This is a genomic window from Prosthecobacter algae, from assembly GCF_039542385.1.
Lineage (GTDB): Bacteria > Verrucomicrobiota > Verrucomicrobiia > Verrucomicrobiales > Verrucomicrobiaceae > Prosthecobacter > Prosthecobacter algae.
Genome location: NZ_BAABIA010000005.1, coordinates 492,402 through 508,529, shown reverse-complemented (window position 1 = coordinate 508,529; position 16,128 = coordinate 492,402). Strand labels below are relative to the sequence as shown.

Below are 16,128 nucleotides of genomic sequence, written 5' to 3'. Positions count from 1 at the left end.
GCGCGAGATGCGCCTTTCTGGTAATCAAGAGCCCGTGACGCTGCGACTACCTGAAGGCATCACGGAAATCATCCAGCCTCTTGTGCTGGAGGCCCAGGATTCCCAGCTCACGATCACGGGAAAAGGCGCCAGCCTCATAGGTGCGCCAATTGTCACTGGCTGGCAAGCCCATGCGGGGGAAATCCTCAAGGCCGACGTTTCCAAACTCCTGCCCAAGGGATTTTTGCCCAAGCAGCTCCTCTTTGCCGGCCAGCGCCAAGTGCTGGCCCGATACCCGAACTTTGACGTGGCAGATCCGCTCTATGGTGGCTGGGCCTTTGTGGCGGAGTTTCCCCCGGCGGGTGCTCCAGAGGGGCATCTGTGGAAACGTCATCTCTATGTGAAACCTGCCGACATCCGAAAATGGGCGCACCCAGAGGATGTGGAGTTGGATATCTTTGCCCAATATGGCTGGTGGAATTTTATTGAGCCCATCCAGTCGCTAGACCCTGAGACCGGACGGCTCACCCTCAAGAAAGATTGCAGCTACGATCTGCACCCGCACAACCGCTACCACTTCCAAAATGCCTTGGAGGAACTGGATGCTCCTGGCGAATGGTTTTATGACAAGCACACGGGCACGCTGTACTTTTGGCCTCCTCAGCCTCTGGCAGATCAGGAAGTCCGCCTGCCTATCTTGGAGAGTTTTTTCAAGGTCAAAACGGGGGCAAAAAACATCACTTTGAGCTGCCTCACCCTCACCGGCTGCCATGGCAGCGCCATCACCTTCGACGGCGCGGAGAATTGCCGGGTGGAGCGATGCACCCTTACTCAGGTGGGGGCCTTCAGCGGCAGCGGTATCGGTGTCAGCGGGGGCAAAAATGTGCGCCTGTCCCGCAATGAAATCAGCTACACGGGTAGCAACGGCATCAGCCTGAGCGGCGGCGACCGCAAAACGCTGACGGGTCCGGGTCACATCGCGGAGGACAATCACATTCATCACATGGGTGTGTTTAACAAAAACGCCTGCGGTATCGCTCTTCATGGCGTGGACCTCACGGCCGCGCACAATCACATCCATGACGGCCCACGAATGGGTGTGCAGATGAGTGGGAACAATCTCATCGTGGAGTATAACCACCTGCATCACCTGGTGCTGGAGACTCAGGACGGCGGGGCCATCTACACGGGCGGGCGGGACTGGATCAGCAGCCGTGGCAGCAAGTGGCGGTATAACCTCATCCACGACATCGTCGGCTGCGGCCAGGAGGCCGGCGGCCTGAAGCATCCCTGGTTCACCTTTGGCCTCTATCCCGATGATAATAGCGGTGGCCTGGACATCATCGGTAACATCGTCTTCCGCGTGGCCCACACGCCCATCCACATGCACAACGCCCGTGACTGCGTGGTGGAAAACAACGTCTTCGCCCTCGGTGGTAAGTTCCAGTTTGATCTCCATGGCTGGACGAAAACGATGCGTTTTTATGATAGTCATTACCCCACCATGGTGAAGGGCTACGAATCCGTCATCGGCCAGCCGGCGTGGAAAACCATGCGCAACATGGGTCTCCACCCGAAGGATGCCATCCGTGGAGACGGGACGATGATGAGTGGCAATGTATTTCGGTATAACATAATGTTAGGCGACACGCCCGGCGTGAAGTATGGCGATGTCCGCCATGCCTCGCCGCAGTGGAATACGATTGATTACAACCTCGCCTGGAATGGCGGGCACCCCATCGTCACGGGCATCAATCAGGTTGGGCCAGACAAAGGTGAACCTTTGGTGGCGGAGAATTTCGATCAGGCCCCGGCTGGCAAAACCCCGAAAGGCTGGGGATTCAATCACCGGCCTAACCAGGAGGTGCAACTCGTCGCCGCTGAAGGAGCCCTGCGCGTGGACTGCGCTTTGGGGAAAGATCCCAAGAATCCGAAAAGCGTCTTTCATGGCCCTGACGTGCCCATCACACCCGGAGCCGCCTACCGGGTGAGGCTGCGCATTCGATCCACGGAACCCAGCGCCAAAATCAGCCTGGCCTTGGCGTCGTTTAAAAATGGCGAGGGTTACTGGCAGGCGGGCAGCACCAGCATCATCGCGACCCGTGAGTGGCAGGAAGTCGAGGCCACCGGCCGCATGCTGCGTGAGAACGAAACCGGCTGGAAACCCTGGATGAAGGCTTTTTGGCTCCGTGTGGACTGTCACGAGCCCCAGGGCCAGGTGTTCCTGGATGACATCCGCATTTCCGAAGCCGAGCCTCTGGATGAATGGACCGCGTGGCAGTCTGCCGGCTGGGACAAAAACAGCCTCGTTGCCGATCCGCTCTTTGTGGACTGGAAAAAGGACGACTGGCGTCTGAAACCCGAATCCCCGGCCTTTAAGCTCGGGTTCAAGGCCATCCCGGTGGAGAAAATCGGCATCCGTGCGGAGTAGCACCAGAACGGACAAACAAGCATTGCCGAGCCTGCTTCGGCGCGGCATAGCGTATCCTCATGCACTATTTCATCACCGGCACCGATACCGACGCTGGCAAAACTTATGTCACCAGCCTGCTCATCGAGGCGCTGCGCCGCGAAGGTCACGCGGCCGTGGGTTACAAGCCCCTGGCCTGCGGGGACCGCATGGATGCCCATGCACTGCGCCAGGCCAGTGGTGAGGCGGTGACGCTGGAGGAAGTGAACCCCGTGTATCTCAAAGTGCCAGCCTCCCCTTTTGCCGCAGGCCTGCTGGAAAACAAAAAGGTGGATGTGGAGGCCGCGAGGCAGGGCTTTTTCTCCTTGGCGGCCCGATTTTCCCACGTGCTGGTAGAGGGAGCCGGTGGCTGGGAAGTGCCCCTGACGGACAAGTTGAGCATGGCGGATCTTGCTGGCGACTTGTCTATTCCCATCATTGTCGTGGTGAACAACAAGTTGGGCTGCCTGAACCACACGATTTTGACGGTGAAAAACATCCAGGCCCGCGGCCTAACCTGTGCGGGCATCATCCTCAACAATACTCACGACGAGCGTGACCTGGCCAGCATCTCCAACCGCATGGTGATGCAGCAATTCCTGGATGTGCCGGTGCTTGCGGAGATCATGCACGGTGAGTCGCAGATGGACTGGCCGGCAGATTTAAGCCTATAAACACTGTCACCCAGGGCCGAATTTGGAGTAACTACCTTGGGCTACCGTGCCGAAATGCTTGATTTCCCTTCGGTCATCCCGATGATGCCACCTTTTACCCCATCGCTCAACCTCGATGAAATTTGCCATTTTCGGAGACATTCATGCTAATCTGGAGGCCCTGCAGACTGTTCTGTGGGACGCCCAGGAGCAGGGCTGTGCCAATTACGTTTGTCTCGGTGACATCGTCGGTTATGCCGCGAACCCCGTGGAATGCCTGGAAACGGTGCGCCAAATGGGCTGCCCCGTGGTCCGTGGCAACCATGACGAAGGTGCGGCCAGCGAAAGCCAGCTCGACGAACTGAATCCCCTGGCGCAGGCGGCGCTGCTGTGGACACGGCAGCAGTTGAACGATGATCAGCGCCAGTGGCTGCGCGAACTGAAGCTGGTGCGTCAGGTGCGGGATTTCACCATCGTCCATTCCACCCTGGATTCACCGGGTGCCTGGGGTTACGTGACCAATCGTTTTGATGCGATGGCCAGCTTCAGCTATCAGTTTACCCAGGTCTGCTTTTACGGTCACACGCATGTGCCGCGCATTTTTGAAAAGGATGACTCCGTGCGCGCCGCCCGCGGCAATGACGTCACTCTTCAGCGCGGCGTGAAATATTTTGTCAATGTGGGCAGTGTGGGCCAGCCCCGCGACGGAGACTGGCGTGCGGCCTATGCCATCTATGATGTGCAGGCGCAGACGATCTCCATTCGCCGCCTGGAATACGACATCCAGACGGCGCAGGACAAAATCCGTGCCGCCGGGCTGCCCTCCCTGCTGGCTGAGCGCCTGTCCCTTGGCAAATAAATGAGCGATTCTGGGCTGCCTTCCCTGGCTGGATTCCGATCCGCCATGATCGTGAAACCCAGTTCGCTAGGCGACATCGTCCACACCCTGCCCGCTGTGCAGGCCATCCGCCAGGCCTACCCGCATTTGCGGTTGCGTTGGCTGGCCAATACCGAATGGACTCCCCTGCTCCAGGGTTCGCCTTTGCTGGATGAGGTGATTTCCTTTCCGCGCAAGCAGTGTCGCGGTCTCGGCGGCCTGCTGGTCATGCGCCGCTGGGCCAAAGGCTGGGGTGCCCTGCCCCGTGAAGAGCCGGAGATCGTGCTGGATTTTCAGGGTCTGTTTCGCAGCGGCTACATCGCCCGGTCCCGGCGCTCGCGGCCTGTGGTGGGGCTATCGGATTCTCGCGAAGGGGCGCGTTTTTTTCATGACCACATTGTGCCAGTGGATGCCGGGGCTCATGCGGTGGACCGTTACCTGGCGCTGCCACGCGCCTTTGGCATCCAGGTGGATGCAGAGAACCTGACGTTTCCCCTGGCCCAGGGCCACAGGCCTGTGAGCTGGCCGGAGCGTGAGGACTTGATCGTCCTGCATCCCTGGTCCCGTGGAGAGGGTAAATCGCTATCGCCTGAAGTATTGCAGCGGCTGTGCGATGCCCTTGCCCCGCTGCCTGTGGTGCTGGTGGGCATGCCCCAGGGCGCACCCATCCCCCAGGGATCCCATGTGGTGGACTTCAGCAATCGCACCTCCCTGGCAGAGCTGATCTGGGGGCTCCGGCAGGCACGTTTTGTCATCAGTGTGGACAGCGGCCCCATGCACATGGCCGCCGCAGTGAATGACCGCACGCTGGGCATCCATACCTGGAGCGATCCGCGTCAGGTCGGCCCTTACAATCCGCGTGCCTGGGTGTGGAAGGCGGGTCGTGTGGCCCGGCGTCAGGCCTTGAGCGTGGAGGAATGCACCGCCACCCGTCAGGTGAACCTGCAGGATGCGCAGCAGATCGCCGACTTCGTCCGCAACTTCGGAGAGTAAGCGTTGACAAGCGGGGGCTGATTTCTACACTCACCCTTGTAATTCAACTGCACACGGGACCTGGAGGTTTACACTCAATGAGGAACGACGAATCTGAAGAGCCGAGGCGCGGCAGCCCAGCGCTGCACTCCGAAAAGATCATGACGGACCGGAAGATCTTCTTTCTGGACCTCAAGGAAAATGAGCGTGGCCGGGTGATCAAAATCACGGAAGACGTGCGTGGCCGCCGTGACACCATCATGCTGCCGCTGGAGGCTGCCGACGAGTTTCTCGATGCCCTTCAACGCATCCTCGAGGTCGAGCGCGACCTTCAGTAGCCTCTTGTCGGACGACTCCCCTTCCCTGGCGACCCCATGACGGAGGAGGAAATTTTTCATGCTCTCCTGACCCAGGAGGATCCCAGGGAGAGGCAGCGTGTGCTTGATGAGCATTGCCAGAGCGACCCCGTTCTGCGCCGCCGGGTGGAGGCCCTGCTTGATTCGCTGAAGACAGAGAACTTCATGCGCGTGCATCTGGAGCCGCCCACGGCTCCCTCGGCCCCTGCCATTTCGGAGAGCCAAAGCATCGGTCCCTACAAGCTGCTCCAGCAGATCGGGGAGGGCGGTTTTGGCACCGTCTGGATGGCGGAGCAAACCCACCCCGTGCAGCGCCGTGTGGCTTTGAAGATCATCAAAGCGGGCATGGACACCAAGGAGGTCATCGCCCGCTTTGAGCAGGAGCGCCAAGCTCTTGCCTTGATGGATCATCCGAACATCGCGCGTGTCCTGGATGCTGGCGCGACTGAAACCGGGCGTCCCTTTTTTGTCATGGAATTGGTTCGCGGCGTGCCGGTGACACGCTTTTGTGATGAGCACCTGCTCACCCCGGAGGCGCGGCTCACCCTGTTCATCCAGGTCTGCCGCGCGGTGCAGCACGCCCACATGAAGGGGGTCATTCATCGCGACCTGAAACCGTCGAACATCCTCGTCACCCTCCATGACGGTGTGCCCGTGCCGAAGGTCATCGACTTTGGTGTGGCGAAGGCCATGCAGCAGCGCCTCACGGACAAGACGCTCTTCACGCACTTCGAGCAGATGGTGGGCACTCCGCTCTACATGGCCCCGGAGCAGGCGGAGCTCAGCGGGCTGGACATTGATACCCGTTGCGACATTTACGCCCTCGGCGTGCTGCTCTATGAACTGCTCACGGGTTACACCCCGTTCAGCCAGGACGAGCTGATGAAGGCGGGTTTTGATGAGATGCGCCGCCTCATTCGCGAACGCGAGCCGAAGAAGCCTTCCACCCTTTTGAAGACATTGGCCGCAGCCACCGTCAGCACCGTGGCCAGTCACCGCCAGAGCGAGGCGCCCAAGCTCATCGGCCTGCTGAAGGGCGATCTCGACTGGATCGTCATGAAGGCCATGGAAAAGGATCGCCGTCGCCGTTATGACACGGCCAGCGCCTTGGCTGATGACCTCCAGCGTCATCTCGATCACGAGCCGGTCCTCGCCCGTCCGCCTAGCACCGTTTATCGCCTGCATAAGCTGATGCAGAAAAATCGCGCGGCCTTCATCACCGTCACTTTGGTCGCCTTGTCTCTGCTCGTGGGGCTGGCGATATCAACCACGCTTTATGTTAGGTTAAAAATTGAAAAGGCCCAGCGCGCGGTGGAGGCCGCCCAGTTTGCTATCATGAGTGGTGAGGATGAGTGGATCACCGCCAGCATCCGTGAATGCACCGCCGCTGGCGTGCCGCAGGCCTTTGTCGGACTGCTAGAGGGAGAACAGCACTTGATCCAAGGCCGGGTGGAGGATGCTATTCGCACGCTTGAGGACTTGGTTCATAAGGCCCCCCAGAGCATCCCTGCGCGCGCTTTGTTAGCCACCGCGCATGATTTGGCGGATGACACTCGCAGCTACCATCGGGTGATGGTCACCTTGGCCGATGCCAAACCGAAAGAGCGCGAGGATTACCTCATCCTCGGCCATGCTCTCAGCCACAGCGAGGATGCGAAGGAACGCGAGCAGGGCGTGGAATTCATGGCCCACGCCATTCATCAGATGCGGGATTCGCCTATGGCCCGTGTGCTGCTGGCGGAAGCCCGCACCCGGCTCGCCCTTCACAGCCACAGCCTGGAGGAGATCCAGGAAGCCATTGCCGACATCAATGCCGCCCGTGGCTGGCAGCGGCACGGCATCGCCGTGCTCGCCATCAGCTCCTGGGCCCATGCCGTGGGGGCGAAGATCGCTTCTGAAAAAGACCGTGCCGATCTGCGTCAATCCTGGTTGGGAGTCGCCCAAACGGATGGGGAACAACTGGCCACCTTCACCAGCTACTACGCGGAAAAATACCTGAGGCTGCAGAAGGCCATCTTTGCCGAGTTGGGCGTGAAGTGAAAAAACGAAAATTGGTTAGGCGGGTGCAATGTTCACGCGAGTTTCAGCGTCGTGTTCGCCTGGCATAGCTCATCATGAATGATGCGCAAGGCATCTGCGGTGGGATGGACGTTGCTACTGCCCAGGCGTTCCAGAAAACGGCAGGCGGCGTAGTCCTGGGCCTTGGCTTCATAGTTGGCGATCCAACGATGGCGGGCGGGCAAGTGCTCAGGCTTCACCGGCCAGTAACCGGGCCGGGGGCGAATGTGCTCGCGGATGCCGATGCGCCAGGGTTTGGGACTGAGCCGGGCGCGGAAGCAGTGCTGGTTGCGGCACATGCGGATGTAGATCGGGTCGGCATCCAGGGCTTCAAAGAAGTGCTGAACTACCTCGTCCCGTGCGCCGAAGGTGGTGTGCATGACCAGAACGCGCAGGCCTTTGGGGGTCTCATACACTCGCAGATGCCAGTCCGGGTGCTTTCGGGAAAACTGGCGGATGCGTTGGTGTGCCCGTTCGCGAGGTCCGCCTGTGGCTTTTTCAAAAAGGCGGAAAAGGGCCAAAGCCAGGGGTGAGCCGACGACCAGGGCGATCAAGAGGCTGATCACGGTCACTTTGACGGACCCCTGCCACAGGCCGAGCCCGGTGGCGAAGGCGACCAGGGTGAGATAAACGGAGCAGCTCAGTTTCAGCGGCACACTCTGGCCAAAGTCCACATCGGCAAAGAGCACGTCGGGGGTATTCAGGCAGCGCGCACCGTAAAGGTTCCGGGTGATGACCGCCTCACCATGACGGGCCAGGATTTCCTCGCGGATGGGCACACCCTCCGCGCCGTTGTAGGCCATCTTGGGCTCGTATTTTTCCACCATCTCCCCGGCGGCGATTTCATGCAGGGCCGCCTTGGCCCGTTCATCGGCGTGGGCCTGGGCCTCTTCCTGACTGATGTCGGACCAGCCAAACCGGCGCACGGTGACCTGATGGTCATCCACGCGTGCTTTGATCCGGCCCTCGGCCCAGAATTCAGGGACAATCATCCTGCGACCATGAAAGGGCGCATTGTGCCTGTCAAAACATCATTCCTTTGCACCCGGCGCGCTTTGCAGGCAAACATGGGCACATTCTTCTGCCGGATTTTCCTTGCCGCCACCTTCCAGGCGCACAGGAGTGTCCGCGCGCCCTTTCTCGACCATGTCCCAACCTATCCTCACTCTCGGCACTCGCGGCAGCGAACTGGCACTCACGCAGACCCGCATGGTCACGGAGGACCTACAGGCCGCGCATGCGAACCTGAATGTGGTGCGCCAGATCATCCAGACCAGTGGTGACAAGCGCCAGGACCTGCGTTTTTCTGAATTCAATGCGGTGGCCCATGTGGACAAAGGCATCTTCATCAAGGAGCTGGAGATCGCCCTGGAGAACAGCGAGATTGATGCCGCCGTGCACAGCCTGAAGGATGTGCCTTCGGACTTGGCGGCGGGTTTTGTCATCGCCGCCGTGCTGCCACGCGCACCGATTGAAGACGTGCTGATCACTCGGGAAGCTTGCACCCTGGAAACACTGCCTCAGGGGGCCCGCGTGGGCACGAGCAGCGTTCGCCGTGCCGCCCAGCTCAAGTGGCTGCGGCCGGATGTGGAGATCGTTGAGATCCGTGGCAATGTGCCCACTCGCGTTAAAAAAGTTCTCGGCGAACAGCCGCTGGATGCGGTGTTGCTGGCCGCCGCCGGATTGATCCGCCTGGGCCTCATGCAAGGCAGCCAGATTCAGATCGAAGATCACACCCTCAGCGCCTTGACGCTGGATCCCGTGACCTTTTTACCCGCCGCAGGGCAGGGTGCCATCGCCATTGAATGCCGTGCTGGAGATGAAATCTCCATCCAGGCCGTGCGTGCTCTGAACCATGCTGAAACGGAGGCCCGGGTGACCGTTGAGCGCGAGTTCCTGCGTCTGCTGGGAGCAGGCTGCCAGACCCCTGTCGGTGCCCATACCTGGATCACGGGAGACCAACTCACCATGGCGGTGCGGGTTTTTAACGAAGCCGATTTGTCCGTGGCCCCGGTGGAACTGGAGGCAACGGGCTCTTTGTCAGATCCCAAGGCCCTGGCCGCCACATTGGCGAAGCAGGTACTCGGTTGAGCGATCAGTGAACAATCTGTACTTCGTCCCCCACCCGCACGAGGCTGAAGAACTTCTTCGCCTTGTCATACGGCAGGCGGATGCAGCCGTGGGAGGCGGGCCGTCCCGTGACGTAGCCGCTGTGCAGGCCGATGGCGCTACAGTTCAGTCGCATGAAAAAGGGCATGGAGACATGGTAAAGCGTGGAGGTCCAGGCCCGGTGCTTATCGGTGATCACGTAGCGCCCTGCGGGGGTGGAGAAACCCTCGCGGCCCGTGGAGACGGGGCAGGTATCAATGACCTGCCCTTCCTGCGTCACCCAGGCGCGCTGTTTGCTCAGGTCCACCGTCACCAGGATCTGCGGTTCAGACTCGGGCTGGCGGCCCAGAATGATACGCATGAGGAAGAGGTAACCCTGAGTGGCCGCAAAGTTGATGGGGTAACGTTTGTAGCGGGTGGTGCAGTAGCTTGTTTTGGCCCCTGCGCGCAGCAGTTCAGCCGCACCTTCCACATCCCCACGCGCTGCGCAGGCGATGAGCGGGGTCACTCCCCGGTCATTTTCCAGCGAGTGTTTCAGGTCCTTGATCATCACGCGGTCCAGCACCGCCTGGGCCACCGGACTGGCAAAGCGCGTGTTGGGGTCGGCCCCGGCGGCGGTGAGGCTGCGCAAGATGTCCGTGCCACGGCGCAGGGAGGCCAAAGCGATGGGTGGCTGCTTTTCAAAACCCGGCTGCTGGACATCGGCCCCACCGTAAATCAGGGCGCTGACGCTGCTGCTCGACATGTGGCGGATGGCCGCACACAGAGGCGTATCTCCACCGGGAGTCGGCTCATTGGCACTGGCTCCGTGGGAAATCAGTTGGCTGATCCACTCAGCATCATCGTTTAAAACGGCGTAGTAGAGCAGGGGCAGTTCGCCCAGGTCTGGGATCTCTGTGCGCAGGCGCTCGTTCACGTCATCCACCAGCGGCTGCCATTGCCAAGCACGGGCTGGTGTTGGTGGAGGAACTGCGGGCGCTGCCTTGGCCACAGTCTGCGGGGCCGATTTTTCCGGCACCGGTTCCGCCACGGGCGGGGTTGCTTGCAGCGTCGCTTTTTGGGGTTTTTTGGGAAGTGTTGAAAAGCTGCTTTCGAGCTCCTTTTTTTCGAGGCTGGGGCTTTGGCTCAGGGCCTCCATCTCCAGCTTGCTTTTGGTGTCCGGTTGACTCAAGACCACGATCATCCCGCCGCCCACGGCCGTTCCGACAAAAGCCGGAAGGAGCCAGGCGAAAAGACTTTGAATCCAACTGGATTTTCCAATCATCGGGGCGCAATGCTTAGCAGGCTGTCACGTACTGTCGAATGACGTTTCACGTAAGTGATGACACTGTCATTTCTGCTACGCAAAAACACCCTCATAGTTACTCAAATTCTCCCTCCGATTTTAACAGTTATGAAGAGCACGGATATTCGCATCACCCAGGCCCAGGTTTACTTCCTTCCCGTCACCATGCGTGTGCCGCTGAAGTTCGGGCCTGAGACGGTGACGAGCACCGTCTGCCTTCGTACCCAGGTGACGGTGGAGGATCGGAACGGCCGCTCTGCCACGGGCTGGGGAGAGACTCCGCTGAGCGTTTCCTGGGTCTGGCCTAGCACTCTGGCCGTGGCCGAGCGCGCCCGCCGCATGGAGGCTTTTTCCATCCAGCTCGCCAGCCGTTTGGTGCAGTCGGGCCTGGTGGGGCACCCGATGGAAATCGGCCAGGATTTCATCCACGGCCCGTTGGCCGAAACGCTGGCCGCAGCCAATGTCGCCGCAGGCGGTCCAGAAATGCCTTATCTGGGATCGCTGGTGGCCTTCAGCGCCTTCGACATCGCCGTTCATGATGCGTATGGCAACCTCCTGGGCCGTGACATTTACGAGACTTACAATGCAGAGTTCATGAACCGCGACCTGTCTGCTTTCCTGGAGCCAGAAGCAGGCAGCAACGTCAGCTTCGCAGGACGTTACCCGGCAGATTACCTGGTCAAACAGGCGCCCAAGGTCCTGCCTGTGTGGCACTTGGTGGGCGGTGTGGATGCCCTGGAAACGGCGGACCTCACTGGCAGCGAGCCGAAAGATGAGCACCCCCTCTTGCTGGCCGACTGGATCCAGCGCGATGGCCTGAAATGCCTGAAGGTGAAGCTGCGCGGCACCGATGCCGCTTGGGACTATGAGCGCATGGTGCGCGTGGGCCGAATCGGCCTTGAAAACGGGGTGAAATGGCTGAGCGCGGACTTCAACTGCACGGTCAAAGATCCCGCTTATGTGAATGACATCACGGATCGCCTCCTGGCCGATGAGCCTGAGCTGTATGCCCGCACGCTGTATGTGGAGCAACCTTTCCCTTACGATCTTGAAGCACACCAGATTGACGTGCGCAGTGTCTCCGCCCGCAAGCCGCTGTTCCTGGATGAAAGCGCGCACGATTGGGAATTCGTCCGTCTGGGCCGCCGTTTAGGCTGGTCGGGCGTGGCCTTGAAGACCTGCAAGACGCAGACCGGCGCGCTCCTCAGCCTTTGCTGGGCCAAGGCCCACGGCATGCCGCTCATGGTGCAGGACCTCACGAATCCCATGCTGGCCATCATCCCACACGTGCGCCTTGCCGCCCATGCAGGTACGATCCAGGGCGTGGAGTGCAATGCCATGCAGTTTTACCCGGACGCCTCCGTGGTGGAGGAAAAAATCCACCCTGGCCTCTACCGCCGTCGTGGGGGCGTGGTGGACTTCAGCACGCTCAGTGGCAGTGGTTTCGGCTACCGGGTGGAGGAGATCGGGCGGGAACTCCCCGCTCCGGCGGTGGCCTGATCAGGCCTCCTCTTTCTTCATCCGCTTGCTCACATCCAGCTCGATGGGGCCGTACTTCTGCTCATAGGCCTGCAGGGTCTGGGTCAGGTGCGCCCACAGGCGCTTCGCGCCATCGTAGGAAGTGACCACGCGGCTGACGATCTTGGCGTCTTCTTCCACCATCGGGCCAAAGGCATTCAGGTTCAGACCGAAGTCGAAGATGACCTCATTCGGCGTCGCGAACAGGCGCGTGACATTGGAATACACGGCCTCCGCAGGGGGCGTGACTTTGGCCGGGGCAGGGGACTCGGGGCCGACGATTTTGACAGGGTTGGACATAGTTGGTTAGGGCTGAGGTGGGGAAAGCAGGCGTCCGGGGTGGGCATACACATTCATCGTTTCGCCCCGGAGAAAGGCGATCAAAGTCTGGCCTGAATCGCGCGCAAAGTCCACCGCCAGACTGCTGGGCGCAGAAATCGCCGCCAGGATGGGGATGCCGCCGGCGAGGGCCTTCTGCATGATTTCAAAAGACACCCGCCCACTGACTAACAAAATGTGTTGCGAGAGCGGCAGCAGATTCCGCTGCAGCGCGTAGCCCAGCACCTTGTCCAGCGCATTGTGTCGCCCCACATCCTCCCGCAGTACGATGAGGTTTCCCTCCAGATCAAAGAGCGCACTCGCATGCAGCCCGCCCGTCTTGGAAAAAGTCTCCTGCGCAGCCCGCAGCTTGGCGGGGAGGGAGGCGATGAGGGAGGGGGTGATGGTGGGAGTAAAGAGCGAGGGGGAGGAGTGCTCAGTTCTCAGTGCGCAGTTTTCAGATGATTTCGATGCGAGCTCTTCGTCTGAGGACCGAGCACTGAGCACTGAGCACTCGTTGGGATTCAACGGCGTGAATTTCTGAAACACCGACTCAATGCTCGTCTTGCCACACAGGCCGCAGCTCGAGGCGCTGAAGACATGGCGTGTCAGCGATTCCCAGTTCACCACGGCCCCGCCCAGCAGCACGTCCACGATGTTGCCGTATTCATTGTTCACGCTCGGGCACTGGGAGATTTCCAGGATGTCCCGGGCTCGGGTGACGACGCCTTCTGTGACCAGAAAGCCAGCCACCAGTTCTTCATCATGACCCGGCGTGCGCATCACCACGGCCACGCTGCGGCCCTCCACGCGGATCTCCAGCGGCTCCTCCCGTGCCACCACATCTTCACGTGTCACCGCCGCCTGGCCTAACTGGACGTGTGTCAGTTCAAGAGTGGCGGTTTCACTCATGACGTGGTCTCCACCAGATCCGCGCTGACGAGGCCCTGGGTCACGTGGCGGGGCTCGGCAATCAGGCGCACCAGTTTGTCGAAGATCTCGCGGCCTTTGATGATCTCGATCTCCACCCGCAGGAAGTAGATGGGGATGTCTCCGGGCGGCAGTTTAGGGAAGCGCACAAAGTCCTTTTCTGTGGTCAGGATGGCATGGGCATCGGCTTTTTCACAACGTTCGATGAACTGTGTGATGTCCTTTTCCTGGAAGCGGTGGTGATCCGTAAACCGGGCCACCCAATGCACCTTCGCGCCCAGCTTTCTCAGCCCGTTTTCAAAACTCTCCGGCACCGCGATGCCGGACAGCGCGCCCACGTATTTGCCACGAAAGGTGTCCAGCGGCAGGCGCTCACCCGTGTGGATGTGCTCAAAGTGGACGGGCCGGTGGCGGCACTCGATGATCTCAGCCACCGGGTTGTGCTTGCGGATCTGCTCAATGATTTCGCCACTGTCGCCATCGGACTTGGTCAGGAAGATGTAGCTGGCGCGGCGCAGGCTGGAGGGTGGCTCACGCAGGGTGCCGCGCGGCAGCATGTAGCCTGTGCCAAAAGGGGCCGTTTTGTCCACCAGCACGATGTCATGGCGATGCTTCAGCTTCAGGTATTGCAGGCCATCGTCCAGGATGAGCACATCCGCGCCGAACTTGCGGATGGCATGGGCCCCCGCCTTCACGCGGTTGCGATCCACCACCACCGGCACTCCCTTGCAGTTTTGCGCCAGCATGAAGGGCTCATCACCCGCCACGTAGGAATCCAGCAGCACCTTTTCACCATCGGAGACCACACGCGGCAGCAGCTCGCGCGGTTTGCGGGCCAGGCCCAGCTTCGCGGCGATGCGCCAGCTCAGGGGGATCTTGCGCTGGCGTTTGCTCTTGTAGCCTCGGCTCAGGATGGCCACCCGCCGCCCCTTGGCCAGCAGCGCTTTGGAAAACAGCTCCACCACCGGCGTCTTGCCCGTGCCGCCCACCGTGATGTTGCCAATGCTGATCACCGGCACGCCCAGGTGGTGGTCGTGAATGAAACGCTCACGGTAAAGAAACAGCCGCAGTCTCACCGCCCCCTTGTAGATGCCCGAGAGAAACCAGAACACCATCCGCAAAAAAGTCGCCCTCATGCCACGGCGATTGTGGATGATGACATCAATGATGAATTGTTCGAGATCTTCGAGGGTGTCCTTCATCCGGTGGGCGAGGGGAACAGGTAGAGCGGGAGGGGCAGATGCTCAAGAGGGAGAGTGCCCTTCTTTCCTTGGGCTGAAATATGATTCATCCGTTGCTGGCAGAATCGTTTACGGGTCGGTGGGTTGACGTTGTCTAACTTCGCTTTCATTTGTTTTACCACGCATGAATCCCGTCATCCGACTCTACAATGCAACAGGCGCAGGCCTGATTATCTGCTGTCAAACTGGTGTCATGGTTAGCAACCAAACGGGAGGTACCTCTTGCCTTCAGTCGGAAATTGAAGGCATGTATGTTCCGATCGAAAATGAGGACTTGTCCAAATCCAAGGGATATGGGTCAAACAGCATCGACCTTCAACTCGGAGAGATATTCTGTGGCCCCAAATATCGTGGTAATGGAGCGACGAGGGGCCTCGACGAAATCGATGCAGATCATATTGATGCGGTTCTGGAAAACCATCAGCTAAAGCCTACCCTCAGTGTAGACCGCAATCGTCTTCGTGATTCTCATGAAGCGTGGGTGCATGTCGTCATTCAAGGGGATTCCAATCTTGAAACCTACACCGATTTCTTTCCGTATCCGCGTCCAGGAGTCCTGACTTGGTGCAACAGCGATTGAGAAAGTGGGGGCAAATGTTTTCGACTAACTATCGTTGGATAATCTAAATGGATTTCACAAAGCACGGTTTAGCTAGAAATGTCCTCATGAGAAATAGTTTGGACACTAGAATTCGATGAATGTATGGCATGGCCATGCGCCCACTTTCTGAACTCATCAATGATGAAGATTCAGCCATCAGCTTTGTGCGGACAACCGCACTGGCTGAGCCTGGGCGTTGTGTTGTGCATCCTCCTTCTGAATTCGCTGCAGACGTTCTGTATCATACCCAGGTCACAACACGTTCTCCGATGGGAGCAATTGCCTATCATACCGGAGGCATTTCGATCTTAGACGGCTGGCTGAGAATTCTTGGATCGGGAAGTGCTGCTATTCCCCGATCTTTGTCTGGGTGGAACACAGGAAGGTCAGACGGATTTCACCTCTTTGCTGATGATGCCTTTGGTGGCTTCTTTGCCCTGGATGGAGGAGCCTTGGGACCGGGTAAAGGGGATGTTTTCTATTTTGCTCCGCGTAGCCTTGAATGGGAGCCGTTGGACTGTTCGTATACCCAGTTCTTCACGTGGGCATGCACGGATTTCAGAGGCTTTTATGACGATGTGATTTGGTCTGGCTGTGAGACGGTCATCGCAGACATGAAGCCAGACCGCTGCTTCTTCTTTTACCCTCCTCTGTGGACGGCTGAACGGGTCCTGCCTCCCATAGATATTCGAGATATTCCTGTGGCTGAGGTTTGGGGATATCAAATGGAAATGCGCCTTCAGCTCGCCTCACAAGAAGCATCTTGTGAGTGATGGATGACC

Annotated in this window: 15 protein-coding genes; 10 read left to right on the top strand and 5 right to left on the bottom strand. The window is 59.6% G+C overall.

Annotated elements, in window-relative coordinates:
- The first annotated feature begins 7 nt into the window (after positions 1-7).
- The 6 genes from ABEB25_RS14390 (at position 8) to ABEB25_RS14365 (ending at position 7,326) form a co-directional block, all read left to right on the top strand.
- Positions 8-2,410, top strand: a complete 2,403-nt coding sequence (locus ABEB25_RS14390; RefSeq protein WP_345737107.1) for a right-handed parallel beta-helix repeat-containing protein — start codon at positions 8-10, stop codon at positions 2,408-2,410.
- A 59-nt stretch (positions 2,411-2,469) separates the two neighbouring features.
- Positions 2,470-3,102: a dethiobiotin synthase gene (gene bioD / locus ABEB25_RS14385; RefSeq protein ID WP_345737106.1), complete on the top strand. Its 633-nt coding sequence runs from the start codon at positions 2,470-2,472 to the stop codon at positions 3,100-3,102.
- Positions 3,103-3,217: 115 nt separating this feature from the next.
- Entirely contained in the window at positions 3,218-3,940 is a 723-nt protein-coding gene (locus ABEB25_RS14380; RefSeq protein ID WP_345737105.1) for a metallophosphoesterase family protein, read from the top strand.
- A gap of 45 nt (positions 3,941-3,985) precedes the next feature.
- On the top strand, positions 3,986-4,951 hold the full coding sequence (locus ABEB25_RS14375) for a glycosyltransferase family 9 protein (RefSeq protein WP_345737104.1): 966 nt from the start codon (positions 3,986-3,988) through the stop codon (positions 4,949-4,951).
- A 77-nt stretch (positions 4,952-5,028) separates the two neighbouring features.
- Complete coding sequence (locus tag ABEB25_RS14370) at positions 5,029-5,268, top strand: DNA-binding protein (protein ID WP_184205479.1); 240 nt, start codon at positions 5,029-5,031, stop codon at positions 5,266-5,268.
- Between the two features lie 36 nt (positions 5,269-5,304).
- Positions 5,305-7,326: a serine/threonine protein kinase gene (locus tag ABEB25_RS14365; RefSeq protein WP_345737103.1), complete on the top strand. Its 2,022-nt coding sequence runs from the start codon at positions 5,305-5,307 to the stop codon at positions 7,324-7,326.
- Between the two features lie 32 nt (positions 7,327-7,358).
- On the opposite strand, the gene ABEB25_RS14360 is transcribed toward ABEB25_RS14365, so the two are convergent.
- Entirely contained in the window at positions 7,359-8,336 is a 978-nt protein-coding gene (locus tag ABEB25_RS14360) for a hypothetical protein (RefSeq protein WP_345737102.1), read from the bottom strand.
- 154 nt (positions 8,337-8,490) lie between these two features.
- On the opposite strand from ABEB25_RS14360, the gene hemC reads away from it, so the two are divergent.
- Entirely contained in the window at positions 8,491-9,435 is a 945-nt protein-coding gene (gene hemC / locus ABEB25_RS14355) for a hydroxymethylbilane synthase (RefSeq protein ID WP_345737101.1), read from the top strand.
- A 4-nt stretch (positions 9,436-9,439) separates the two neighbouring features.
- Here the strand turns inward: hemC and ABEB25_RS14350 are convergent, their stop codons facing one another.
- Positions 9,440-10,717, bottom strand: a complete 1,278-nt coding sequence (locus ABEB25_RS14350) for a L,D-transpeptidase family protein (RefSeq protein ID WP_345737100.1) — start codon at positions 10,715-10,717, stop codon at positions 9,440-9,442.
- A gap of 129 nt (positions 10,718-10,846) precedes the next feature.
- On the opposite strand from ABEB25_RS14350, the gene ABEB25_RS14345 reads away from it, so the two are divergent.
- Positions 10,847-12,238 carry an enolase C-terminal domain-like protein gene (locus ABEB25_RS14345; RefSeq protein WP_345737099.1) on the top strand — a complete coding sequence of 464 codons (1,392 nt, stop codon included), beginning with the start codon at positions 10,847-10,849 and terminating at the stop codon, positions 12,236-12,238.
- On the opposite strand, the gene ABEB25_RS14340 is transcribed toward ABEB25_RS14345, so the two are convergent.
- The 3 genes from ABEB25_RS14340 to lpxK are packed head-to-tail and all read right to left on the bottom strand — an operon-like array spanning position 12,239 to position 14,706.
- Positions 12,239-12,556, bottom strand: coding sequence for a DUF3467 domain-containing protein (locus ABEB25_RS14340; protein WP_345737098.1), 318 nt, complete (start codon positions 12,554-12,556; stop codon positions 12,239-12,241). It abuts the gene before it with no gap.
- Positions 12,557-12,562: 6 nt separating this feature from the next.
- Positions 12,563-13,486, bottom strand: coding sequence for a formate dehydrogenase accessory sulfurtransferase FdhD (locus ABEB25_RS14335; RefSeq protein WP_345737097.1), 924 nt, complete (start codon positions 13,484-13,486; stop codon positions 12,563-12,565).
- Complete coding sequence (gene lpxK / locus ABEB25_RS14330) at positions 13,483-14,706, bottom strand: tetraacyldisaccharide 4'-kinase (RefSeq protein WP_345737096.1); 1,224 nt, start codon at positions 14,704-14,706, stop codon at positions 13,483-13,485. Before lpxK ends, ABEB25_RS14335 begins: the two co-directional genes overlap by 4 nt.
- Before the next feature lie 163 nt (positions 14,707-14,869).
- Between lpxK and ABEB25_RS14325 the strand changes: the two genes are divergently transcribed.
- Positions 14,870-15,325: a DUF6210 family protein gene (locus ABEB25_RS14325; RefSeq protein WP_345737095.1), complete on the top strand. Its 456-nt coding sequence runs from the start codon at positions 14,870-14,872 to the stop codon at positions 15,323-15,325.
- A gap of 128 nt (positions 15,326-15,453) precedes the next feature.
- Positions 15,454-16,119 (top strand): DUF2625 family protein, encoded by a 666-nt coding sequence (locus ABEB25_RS14320; RefSeq protein WP_345737094.1) that lies wholly within the window; start codon positions 15,454-15,456, stop codon positions 16,117-16,119.
- The last annotated feature ends 9 nt before the right edge of the window (positions 16,120-16,128 follow it).